The organism is Akkermansia sp. UBA7090 (assembly GCF_002493465.1).
GTDB classification, from domain to species: Bacteria; Verrucomicrobiota; Verrucomicrobiia; order Verrucomicrobiales; family Akkermansiaceae; genus Akkermansia; species Akkermansia muciniphila_A.
Map to the genome: position 1 here is coordinate 79,398 of NZ_DKYW01000009.1, position 11,719 is coordinate 91,116.

Genomic DNA, 11,719 nt, shown 5'->3' on the forward strand with positions numbered 1-11,719 from the left:
GGAAAATGAAGCAGGAAAAAATGAGAGGAAATGTGCGGAATTATTCCGTTGTTACAGTGACGTCCAGGGGGCGGTTGGAGACGGGGAATTGCAATTCATAAAACCCGTTCCCCAGGTTTTTCACGGGCGTGTTCCCCGCTTTGACAGGACCTTTCCCCCGCCAGATGACGACCGGCCCGGATTCCTTCACGCGGAAGCGGAGGCTGTTTTCCCTGTACCCGGGAGAGGAATCCAGAGAGCAGGGAGAGAGAAATTTGTCCCTCCTGCCGATGACGGCCCAGCCTTGGACGATAGGGACCATGATGAACAGGCGGTCCTTGAATCCCGTCAGCTCCACGTCCAGGTCCGGCTGTGCCGGAGTCAGCGCGCGGCCTCCCTCTGCGGAATAGGCGGCGATGCCCTCCGGCGGGAGAGAGGCATACGCTTCCGCCGCGTTGCCGTTCAGCAGGGCCGCCGCGCTTTTATAGTCCTCCAGGGAAATTTTCCCCCGCACCGGTTCCGCCGGGGAAGGGTGTTTGAGGTTGTACACCGCCACGGCGGCGCTTTGACCGGGGAGAGGGGCGATTACCCGGTACAGGCGGTTCTCGTTCAGGGCATCCAGAAAAACGGAGTCCGGCAGGGGAACGGCGGGCGCCAGCGGGCGCAGCAGAAGGCCGTCCGACCAGACGAGAGGCATGATGTTTTCCGGGTTAAGTTTGTCTGCCGGGTCTGAAAGATAGACAGGACCGCCTGAAATGGCTTTGGATGCGGCCATGAGGCGGGCGCAGGCGGGGTCTGTGGAATGGAACATGTCATGGTCCGGCCACACGGTCTGTCCCAGCCAGAGCGTATTGGCGTAGGACTGGAGAAGGTGGGATTTGGCCATGGCTTCGTCTCCCAGCTTGTAGTCGATGCTGCACCGGGTGACCGCGCTGTAACGCGTGTTCTGAATGTTGACGGTGCCCTGCGCCATGCAGTTGACCAGGCTGAGGCCGGTTTCCCGGCAGGCCTGTTCCAGGGCTTCCGAACACCTGGTATTGTGGCGGACCGGGTTGTCCAGGCCGTCCGCATGTTTCAGGTATTCCGCCTGCACATCAATTTTCACGAAGTCGAACCCGGCATTTTTGACGGATTGGAGAAAAGGGGTATAAAACGCGCCGGCTCCTCCGGGTCCGTCACCGGGGAGGATTCTTCCTTTGGCGGTACGGACCAGCCCGCGGGCGGTATCGCCGTCCAGATGGTGCCTGGGGTGAATGCCGTTCCAGAGGCCGTAATAGCAGTGCCACAGGCCCATCCATTTCAATTTGGGGCTTTTGTGTTTCATCAGGGGCTGCCAGCCCCGGGGGAATCGGTCCTGCCGGGGTTGGAAACTGACCAGTTGAAGGTCTTCCTGGGTCTGGAATCCGTCGTCCACCAGCATCCACCGGACGGGAACGGGGGAGGCTTCCAGTTGTCTGGCCGTTTCTTCAAGCAGCTTGGAGGAAATATTCTTTTTGTACTGCTCCCAGCTGCACCAGCCGAGGTACTTGAACGGTTCCGGGTAAATTTTCTTTTCCCGTGGAAAGGTTCTGCCCTTGATGAAGGGAAGGGAAAGGGCCTTGTTCCATGCGGCGGAGCAGGCGCGGTAAATATCCCTGTCCGTGGCGGTGACGGCCAGAACGGTCTGCGGTTTGGCGGAGGAAGTTCCCAGCGAGCCGTCTTCCACAAGGAATGTGCCGTCCCTTTCAAGTTTCAGCCAGGAGAGGGAATCAGGGGCGGCGACGGGGAGCAAGGCCATGAAATTGCCGTCTTTGAGGTGGAACAGGGCGAACATGGCATGGTCCCCCGGTTTGGCGGTGCTGGGATTCGGTCTGCTGTCCAGCAGGTTGCCGGGGGATGTCCGTCCGAACCAGGGAAGAACCCGGTTTCCGTCTCCGGGCCAGCGGCCGCGATCCGCTGAAAACCAGCAGAAGGCCTGGTAGGGTGGGAGCGAAAGCCGATACGCCTTTTTGCCCGGTATGGGAGGAATGGCGGATGTCCGGGGTTGGGCGGCGCCGGTCCAGGCGCTCAGGGCCGCCAAAGCAAGAACCGGGAACATGATTGCTTTCATGGAATGATCACAGGGTTGGAAAATGGGGCGGGGGAACCCGGGGGAATTGTGGAAGGAACGTGCTTTGCCTCTTTCCGGAAAGGATGGCAGAGCTTTTCCCTGAAACGAGCAAAAAATAATGTTTCCGCTTTATTTCTTTTTTCAGGGCGTTGAAGGAAAGAAATAACGTCGGCTGGCCGTCTTACAGGGGAATTTCGTTTTTTCAGAGAACACCGGCAGCCATGGCCGGGAGTTCCGCCGCCCGGTTACTTGGCCGCTTTTGGGGCGAGGGAAGCGCGGCGCCTGTCAAGGAAGTACAAGACGAGCCATTGCAGCGCCAGCAGGGATACAGCCAGGAAGACGGGTTGGAAAGGTGTGAAAAAATCTGCTATGCCGCTGAAGACGCGCCGGTTGAGTGCATGAATGTTGAGCAGGGAGTTGATGAGGTAGGCGGTCAGGGCGTTGATGCCGATAACGCGGAGGGGAAACGCCCACAGGGCCCATTTCCCTTTGTTCCACACATCGACGGCCAGATGAAACAGGGAAAGGAGCGTCAGGGAGATGCCGGCGGCGGCCAGGACGAAAGTGCCTGTCCACATGCTTTTAATGATGGGGTAGAGGCCGTCCAGCATCCTGGCGGCGCAGAAAAGGAGAAGGCCCGCTCCTGCCATTGCCGAGCAGAGGCGCGCGGGAGAGAGCCGACTTTCCTTCAACAATTTCCCGGCCAGCCATCCTCCCAGACACAGGACGGAGGCGGAGACGACGCAAAGCGGTCCCTCCGGGTCGAAAACTCCCCCATGCAGACGCCCGGGGAGCCAGTGCCTGTCTACCCATGAGTTGACGGAGCCGTCCGGCGTGAAGTTGCCGCAGGTGAACTGGAGCAGGGTAATGAGGGCCAGGATGGCCCCCGCCGCTGAGGCAATGGCCCCCGTCCGGCGGCACAGCAGGATGCAGGTTCCCGCAATGGCGCAGGAAAAACCGATCAGCCCCAGAACGGAGGCGTAACGCATGCTGTCCGTCCAGGTAAGCGTTCCGTTGACCAGGAGCCCCAGAAAAGCCAGGACGAGAGCCCGTTTCCAGAGATGGAGAAGCCCGGGGGCGGAGGAAGCGTTTCCGCTGGTGTATTTCCCCAGGGAAAAGGACATGGAAACGCCGGAAATGAAGACGAAGACGGGGAATACCAGATCATACAGGTGCAATCCTTCCCAGCGGGCATGCGTCATCTGGCGTGCGGCTTCCTGAAGAAAAGAGCTTTCCGGATTTCTGGAAGCCAGAAGCAGAACCAGGGCGTCCAGGCCCAGGATAATGAGCATGTCCAGTCCGCGCAGGGCGTCCAGGGAGTGCAGGCGGGGAGAACGGGCGGAGACGGAAGAGGAATCGGGCATACAAAAGCATCATACGGATAAAAAAGGAGTTTCTATCATGTTTCCGCCTAACATGGCGGGACGAAGGGGAATCGTGCTTGATTTCCACGGGGGAAGGAGGTAAAGCAGGCCGCATGCCGCACACCCTTCCCGCTTTTCTTTTTTTTCTGTGTGTCTCCCTGTTTTTATCCGCTTGTTCCTCTACCCCCAGGACGCCTCATGGAAAGCCGTTGATGAAAGACGGCAGGTATGCGTCTTCCTATGAAGCTTTTGTCGCGGACTCCCAGTACCGCTTCACGCGCGATATCTGGTATCATGACGAACGTATCCAGCAGGCGCGGACGCGGAACAGCAAAATCGTCATTCATCTGAAGGATCAGCGGGGCGTGTTGTGGGTTGATGGCAAGCCGGCCATGGACTTTCCCGTTTGCACGGGCAAATCCGCCCATGAAACGCCGCGCGGCAAGTTTTCCATCATTCAAAAAGATGCGGACTACCGTTCCCGGTCTTACGGCAGCGTGTTTGACGCAAGCGGCCTGTGCGTAAATTCGGACGCTACCTCTTCTTCCCGCGTGCCGTCCGGCGGTAAATTCATCGGCGCCAAAATGCCGCTGTGGATGCGCATTCATGGCGGCATAGGGCTGCATGTGGGCACCGTGTACCGGGACGCCAACTCCCATGGGTGCATCCGGGTTCCGGTAGAGGCATGCCGCATCCTGTTTGACAAATGCGGCCTGGGAACAACCGTCATCGTTCAGGAATAAGCGTGAGCGCGAATAATCGTTGATTCCTTGCGGTATATTTGCCACACTCCTGCAAACTGATGAAAATAAAGGTTCTGATACGTTCCCTGGTATTGTTGGCCGGGTTGGCCGCGTGGACGGCGGATACGGCCTGGGGCCAGTCCTCCCCGCGCCGTTCATCTTCCGGAGGGGGCGTGCGCCAGGCCGCGGTGGAGCAGCGCGGAGAGGATGACGCTGTGGAAACGGTTGACCTGGGAGACAGGAAAAAGGATTCCGATACGGCCTCCGGAGAACGGGAAGGCGTGGCCGCCGCTCCGGAGATGCCCGGGGAAACGGAAAAGGAACAGAATGGCTTGGATTCCCTGTCCCTGATTCCTTCCCTTGGAGGGGGACGGTTGGACGCCGCGCGGGAAGCGCACACCAGCACGCGCCCTTCCGCCAGGACCATGGCTTTGCTGATTCCCGCGCCGCGCGGCCCCATTCTGGACCGCAACGGGGAACCGCTGGCCGTGACTTCCGTAGCCTACCAGTTGGCTTTGCGGTTTGAAATTTTTGAAAACCCCGACCGTTCCCGCGTGGTGGAATTCGGGCGCAATTGTTTGGAACAGGCCAAAAAAATTGCCGGAAAGGCGTGGTCTTTTTCCGACGAACAGCTCTGGAAACATTATGAGCACCGCCGCTGGCTGCCTCTTCCGCTCACGAACGTCATTCGTGCGGAAGAAGCGGAAAAGCTGAAGGACAAGGTGAAAAGCGTGCGCGGGCTTCAACTGTTGCCCATTTACATCCGTTCCTATCCGGAGAAGGAAATCGCCGGCCATATCATCGGCTATGTGGGATCCAAGGGAAAACTGCCAACCGGCCCCATCAACCACATGGACCCGCTGTGGGAACAGGTGGAAGGCCGTGCGGGGCTGGAAAAGGAATTCAACAAGAATCTGACCGGAACGCCCGGCGTATGGCGTTTGATGTTTGATGAAGACGGCAACAAAATTCTGGATGAACTGCAAATACGCCCCAAGCCCGGCGGAGCAGTCGTCACCACCCTCAACCTGAAATGGCAGAAGGATGCGGAACGCATCCTTTCCCGCGGCAAGAGGCGCGGCGCCATGGTGGTGCTGGACTGCGTGACGGGTGAAGTTCTGGTGATGGCGTCCACGCCGTCCTATGACCCGAACATGTTCATTCCAAACATATCCCAGAAGGATTACGACGCCCTGCGCAACGATCCTGCCGGTCCTCTGGGCGCCCGTGCTTTCCAGGGCCGTTATCCTCCCGCTTCCACATTTAAAGTCCTGACGGTAGCCAGTGCCTTGAGGAACAACAAAATCACGGAAAATACGCTCGTTTACTGCCCGGCTTCCGTGACGATCGGCAACCACGTTTTCAAAAACTGGAGCAAGACTCCCCTGGGGGATGTCAACTGCGTCCGCGCTTTGGCGATGTCCAACAACCCGTTCATGTATCAGATGGGCCTGAAGCTGGGTGCGGAAACCCTGATGGATACGGCCCGCGCCTTCGGCCTGGGAGAACGGACCGGCCTGCCCATTCCGGACGATCCCGGCCTGGTTCCAACCAGTGATTATATGATCCGCAATTACAAGCGCGATTTTATGTCCGGAGACGCCGCCAATTTGTCCATCGGCCAGGGAACGCTGCTGGTTACGCCCCTCCAGGTGGCGCACATGATGTCCGGCGTGGCAAACGGGTATCTGCCCAGGCTTCAGCTCATCAAGCAGATTCAGGACGGCAACGCCAATGTCGTTTACGCGCCCAAGCCCCAGGAAGTTCAGCGTCCGCTGCCTGCTTATGAGCGTGCTCTGTCCAGCGTGCGCAAGGGGATGAGGGAAGTGGTTGAAGCCGGTACGGGGGGGCGCGCGCGCCTGTCCTATTCCAGTATCGCCGGCAAATCGGGAACGGCCCAATGGGGGCCGGAACGGGAAGACAAGCGTCTGGCGTGGTTTGCCGGTTTCATGCCCTGCGACAATCCGCGCTTTGCCTATGTGGTGCTGTATGAAGGCCGCGCCCACGAACGGCTGGGCGGGGGAGCCGCCGCCGCTCCCATCGTCAAGGAGTTTTTCGAAACGGAGAAAAAAGACATCAAGGCTATTATTGACCCGCCCAAGGACGATATTCCGGTGGCGGAACCGGTGGAGGAAACCCCGGAAACGGCCGCGGCCGCTCTTCGGGAACGGAGCGGGGCCCCTGCCGTCGTGCCGGACAACCTGCCCCCCGGGTTGTATGATCCGGAAGGGATGGAGCCGATCAAGGCTGATGAAATCCCTGCCGATCTGGATGACTCTTCCGATGCGGAAATCAAGGCAACCCCGGTGGGCGGTTCCTCAGGGCATGCCGGGCCGTCGGCGCCCCCGTTGTCGGAGGAGCCTTCTGCGGCCCCCCTCACGCCGCGCCGGGGAGACTCCGATTACATTCCCGGGCTGCCCCAGCAGATTCCCCGCCATCTCAACCGTTCCACTCCCGTAAACGCTCCCGCGCCGCAGTCTCCCCTGCCGGAGGATGATATTCCCATGGCGGAACCCCTTTAATCCGTTTTTCAGGGAAATCCGGAGCGTTTTTGTGGTTTCCGGAAAATCCCGGGAAGATGCGGAAAGGGGCGGCGCGGAAAGGTTCTCCATGCGTCAACGCCTTGCGCGCCCTGAGTGGCGTTAATGCTTTGCATTGTGCTTGCGTCTCGCGGGAAAACGCCTGTATAATAAAGACGGTGCGCTGATGAGACTGTTGCCGCAAGGAGCGGCGTTCCTGTCGGATGACATCATGACCCCACGTTTAAAGATAATGAAAAAGCATTATTTCTACTCCATACCCTGTTTGGCGCTGACCTGCGCTCTTGCCGCCTGCTCTGACGATGATAAATCATCTTCCGCCAAGGCCGGCCAGGATACGGCCGGCCTGACTTCCGCCGCTTCGCCTGATCCTTTGACTTCCGTTGCTTCCGATCTGGTGGCAAAGCGTGCCGAACGCCTCGGAATAGCCGCCCTCTTTCCCAAGGATATGGGGGTGGTAGCGGGGGTTTACGATATCCCCGGCATCATGAAGAGCGTTCAGAATTTGAACATGGTTAAAACCTGGAGTTCCTGTTCATCCGGGGAGGTGGCCGATGAATCCATAGCCATTCCGGGAGAAGACGCTCCCGAACCCGTGCAGCGGAAATGTTCTTTCAGCAGTCCTGTCATTGACGTGATGATCGGCTTGGGCCCCGAATGGGCTCCGTGGCTGGATAGCGCGCAGTCCTCTTTTACCAGGATGGGACTGAACCAGATGAAGGAAATTTTATCCGTTTACAGGCTTTTCCAGGGAGTAAAGGATGGAAGCGGGGATGACGATGGCGCGGAAGCGGAGGCCATGGGCGGCCAGGGGGTCGAGATGATTGCGCAGTGGGCTGAGCTGATGGATTTACGCCCTTCCCAGGCTGCGACGGCGCCCGTGATGATTGCCGCCAAATTGACGCCGGAAGCCTTGGCCCAGGCCAAAGCTTTCCTGAAGGACGCCAATCTTCAGGAGGATATGGAGCTGCATGGAATGGTTTCCCTGTACGAAAAGACCTACAATGGCCTGGCCTGCAAGGTGGCGGAAGTGGACTGCAAAAAGGTGCGCGCGAAGCTGGAAGAGCTTCTGGAGGAGGCAAAGGGGCAGATGGACATTTCCCAGGAAAATATGGACCGCCTCAAGGCGGCGCTCGTTCGTCTGGATGAATCCAGGCTGTATGTAGCCGTCTCTTTTGTGGAGGATACCCTGGTAGGCTTTATAACCACCAATCCTGAAAAACAGGTCCGCATAGCCTCTTCTCCCCAGGACTCCGTGCTGTCTCGTCCTGATTTTTCCATGGCCGATGCCCGGTCCCAGTATCCGGCCTACGGTCTGATTTTCGCAGACAAAGCCTCCGTCAAAGGGGTTATTAACATGGATCTGGCCTATTACAAGGGCATGTTCACCGGGTTGAAGGACGTGATGCAGGCAATAGGCGCCGATTGGAAGATTGCCGATCCGGCTCCTTCCATGACGGCTCTGGATTCCATCAGGGGCAGCATGCTTGGCATGTATGAAGAGCTGGCCCGGAAGGCCACGTCCGTTTCCTACTATTCATGGCAGGATCAGGGGGTGCATGTGGAAGCATGCACATATCCGCTTGAATTTTACAAGCTGGACGCTCCCTCCGCTATGAGCGGCGTGCGTCCGGGCGCGTCCACAGTGCTGTATTCCTCCTGCACGGTCAATCCGCAGATGATGGATATGGGTTGTTCCCTGTGCGGTAATCTTGCCCAGATTGTATGGGACTACGGCAATGCCTATATTTCCAACCCGAAGCATGATGTGAGCGATCAGGTGCGCATGGCCGCCCCTATGATCCAGATGGCCAGGCCTACCATTGAAGAGCTCTGGAAGGCTTATAAAACTGCTCTTTCCGGCCTTACGGGTTCAGGCGTATTCATGATGGACATGCAGGGCGCTCCCAATCCCATGCTCAAGAATGTGCCGGCGCCACGCTTCTCCGCTGCGTATGAAATGAACAACCGCGCCGCTCTGGGCGAGGCCTGGCAGAAAGTGACTCATGCCGCCAAAACTGTCGTCACCCTGCTCAGCCAGGGTAAAATGGCGGAGCTTCCCGCTCCCCAGTCTTCTGTGGACGGGGATATCACTACCTACGATTACCAATGCCCTCTGGGCGCCGATCTGAACCCGGTAGTGAGCATTTCCGACACCCGCTGGGCAATCAGCATGCCGAAGGCTTTCGGCCTGGAAGTCCTCAGGGAATCCGTGAAATCTCCGGCGCAGGGAGCCCCTCTCGAATTTCAGCTTAACCTGGTTCCGGTCCGTGACGCCCTGAAGAGCGCGGCGGAGGGCAGCAAGAAGCTCCGGAAGACTGTGGAAACCCTGGATGTAATCACTTCCGATGTTACGGGAGTACATGCCACGGGGCGCAAGGCCGCGGACGGCAGGGATGTGTACCACATCCATATTATTCCCGCCGCCAAGTAACGGCCTTCCTCCGCCCAGTTTTTCCTGCAGGCTTCCGGGAGTTCATCCCGGAAGCCTTTTTTTTGTTGATGGAGAAAAGGTTGTGTTCATGACACAACGGTCATCCAGGCGGGCTTTAAAATTATGTACAAATGTATACAATTTGCGTGCGCGCCAAGTTTTGGGCTTGCCAAAAGAAAGAGGGAAGTACATAATCAAAACCGTCAAATAAAGGGAATGGATTCCCTCTTCCAGTATTTACAGGAGTTGGCACAAGTAATGGTGAGAGAAAGACAATGAGCAGATTTTTCCAGTTCCTGTGGTTGGCGGCGTTGACCGTGTCCGGCGTTATGGGCGGCAGCGCCTGTGCGGCGGAGGAAGGAGCGGAGCACGGATTGGAACAGGCTGCTCCCCATTTGTTTTCCATTCCGCTGCCCGGAGGCATTGAGCTCCCGGTGTCCAACTCAATGCTGATGCTGTTTCTGGCGGTTCTTCTGATAGGGGTGGTCGTATGGTCCGCCACCCGTTCCATGCGCATCCTGCCTTCCCGTTTGCAGAATGCGGTGGAATACTTTTTTGAGACTTTGTACAACTTTGTGAAGTCCCTTCTGGGGCCGCGCCTGACACGCAAGTACTTCTGGTACTTCGGGACTATTTTCACCATTATTCTGGTCAGCAATTACATGGGGCTTCTTCCCGGGGTGGGAACCGTCACTTACCATGGGGTGCCGCTGTTCCGCGGTGCGAATGCGGACATGAACGTGACGATGTTCCTGGGTATTTTTTATGCGCTGATGTGGCTTTACTGGTCTATCCGGGAGCAGGGACTGAAAGGCTTCTTTATGCATCTGTTCGGCCCCAAGGGAAGGCTGCCGGGGTTCATGGGATTTGTACTGGTATTCATCTTCATCTTTGTGGGGCTGGTGGACGTCCTGAGCATCACGATCCGCCCCATTGCGCTGGCAGCCCGTCTTTACGGCAATATTTACGCCGGGGAGACGATTATTGACACTATGGCTCACATGTTCGGGCCCGTGCTCAGCGCCCTGTGCGTACTGCCGTTTCTGGCGATTGAACTGCTTGTGGGGTTCATTCAGGCCCTGGTTTTCCTGCTCCTGACGGCGATTTTCCTGAAACTTCAGGTAGGGGACGATGACGCCCACGGCCATACCTCCAAAAATGAGGAAAAGGAACTTCCCGTTCCGGACAGCCCGCCTCCCGGAAAAGCCTCATAAACCGTACCGCCAACTTTCCGTTCCGGACCATGGGCGACCTGTGGGGGAACGTTCAACAAAAAACATAAACCATACCAATAACATGATCGATCCTATCGCAATGACCTCTCTGGCCGAATTGTCCGGCAACGTAGGTTTCGGCCTCGTCACCATCGGCGCCGGCCTCGGCATTGGCCTCATCGGCTCGAAAGCCGCGGAAGCCACCGGGCGCAACCCCGGAGCCTCCTCCCCCATTATGGTGATTGCCATCACGCTGGCGGCCCTGATTGAAGGCGTGGCCCTGATCTCCATCTTTGTGAAATAAAACGGAAGTTCCGTCCCCGGAGGGAGCTTTTCCGCTCCGGGGCGGCGCGCCCGTCCCCTGCCGGTCCGGAAAATTTCCGGCATGTCCAAACCGCTCATCTTATGCTGAATCTCATAGCTGACCAAGCCTGGAATCCTTTTGCTCCCTTCGGGGTAACAAGTTGGGAGCCTTTTGTTGCCAACCTGATCGCTTTCATTCTGATGGTGGTGATCCTGCGGTATCTGGCGTTCAAGCCCATCCAGAACGTTCTGGAAAAAAGACGCCGGCGGATTGAAGAAGGAGAGGAAATGCGTGAGGAAAGCGAGCGGCAGCTGGCTTCCGTCAAGGAACAGACTCATGAAATGCTGGTGGAAGCAGGGGAAAAGGGGCAGGAGAAAATAGACGCCGCCAAGGCTGCCGCCGTCCGCCTGTTGGAAGAACAGGAAGCGGAAGCTTCCCGGAAGGCTGAGGAAATCATAAAAAAAGCCCGGCAGCTTGCGGAACTGGAACAGCAGAAAGAGCGTGAAGCGTTAAAAGAACAATTTGGCCAGCTGGTGGCCCTGGCTGCGGCCCAGGTTACCGGAAAAATGCTGACGGAAGAAGACCAGCGGAGAATCAACCGGGAAGCGATCGACAGCTTGGATTCCTGAAACGTTTATGAAGATCGGAAAGGACACGCAAAATGCCGCCCGCAGACTGTTCCGGCTCTGTATGGACGGGAATGCTGTGGCGGAGGACCGCGTGCGTCTGATCGCCCGGAAGATTGCGGAACGCAAGCCCCGTAATTATGCCGCTCTGCTGAAGGCTTTTTCCGGCATGGTGGAATATGCGGTGAAGAGCCGTACAGCCACTATTCAAAGCGCCGTGCCCCTTACGGAAGAGGAACGTTCCCTGATTCAGGCCAAACTGGAGGCCAGATATGGCGGCGCCCTCTACTACCGCTGGGAGGTGGAGCCGTCTCTGCTGGCGGGTGTCCGCATCCAGGTAGGGGATGACGTGAGGGACGGCTCCGTGCGTTCCAGAATCGACCGTCTGGCTGCGGTGGCCCGCACCCTTTCCAATTAACTAACGAA

The 11,719-nt window shown here is 57.9% G+C and carries 9 protein-coding genes; 7 read left to right on the forward strand and 2 right to left on the reverse strand.

What is annotated here, in order from left to right; genetic code table 11:
* Positions 1-40 precede the first annotated feature (40 nt).
* The gene (locus tag B3075_RS03260) at positions 41-2,068 is read right to left on the reverse strand and encodes a Sip1-related alpha-galactosidase (protein WP_290489625.1); all 2,028 of its coding nucleotides are present in this window, start codon (positions 2,066-2,068) and stop codon (positions 41-43) included.
* A 245-nt stretch (positions 2,069-2,313) separates the two neighbouring features.
* Positions 2,314-3,432 carry an acyltransferase family protein gene (locus B3075_RS03265; RefSeq protein ID WP_290489626.1) on the reverse strand — a complete coding sequence of 373 codons (1,119 nt, stop codon included), beginning with the start codon at positions 3,430-3,432 and terminating at the stop codon, positions 2,314-2,316.
* A gap of 212 nt (positions 3,433-3,644) precedes the next feature.
* Between B3075_RS03265 and B3075_RS03270 the strand changes: the two genes are divergently transcribed.
* The 7 genes from B3075_RS03270 (at position 3,645) to B3075_RS03300 (ending at position 11,711) form a co-directional block, all read left to right on the forward strand.
* Positions 3,645-4,175 (forward strand): L,D-transpeptidase, encoded by a 531-nt coding sequence (locus B3075_RS03270; RefSeq protein WP_179218479.1) that lies wholly within the window; start codon positions 3,645-3,647, stop codon positions 4,173-4,175.
* A 59-nt stretch (positions 4,176-4,234) separates the two neighbouring features.
* A complete protein-coding gene (locus B3075_RS03275) occupies positions 4,235-6,697 on the forward strand; it encodes a penicillin-binding transpeptidase domain-containing protein (RefSeq protein WP_290489627.1) in 2,463 nt (820 codons plus the stop codon).
* Between the two features lie 250 nt (positions 6,698-6,947).
* Complete coding sequence (locus tag B3075_RS03280) at positions 6,948-9,149, forward strand: hypothetical protein (protein WP_290489628.1); 2,202 nt, start codon at positions 6,948-6,950, stop codon at positions 9,147-9,149.
* A gap of 275 nt (positions 9,150-9,424) precedes the next feature.
* The gene (gene atpB / locus B3075_RS03285) at positions 9,425-10,363 is read left to right on the forward strand and encodes a F0F1 ATP synthase subunit A (protein WP_290489629.1); all 939 of its coding nucleotides are present in this window, start codon (positions 9,425-9,427) and stop codon (positions 10,361-10,363) included.
* An 82-nt stretch (positions 10,364-10,445) separates the two neighbouring features.
* Positions 10,446-10,667, forward strand: coding sequence for a h+transporting two-sector ATPase C subunit (locus B3075_RS03290; RefSeq protein WP_022198527.1), 222 nt, complete (start codon positions 10,446-10,448; stop codon positions 10,665-10,667).
* Between the two features lie 101 nt (positions 10,668-10,768).
* Complete coding sequence (locus B3075_RS03295) at positions 10,769-11,296, forward strand: ATP synthase F0 subunit B (protein WP_290489630.1); 528 nt, start codon at positions 10,769-10,771, stop codon at positions 11,294-11,296.
* 7 nt (positions 11,297-11,303) lie between these two features.
* Entirely contained in the window at positions 11,304-11,711 is a 408-nt protein-coding gene (locus B3075_RS03300; RefSeq protein ID WP_290489631.1) for a F0F1 ATP synthase subunit delta, read from the forward strand.
* The last annotated feature ends 8 nt before the right edge of the window (positions 11,712-11,719 follow it).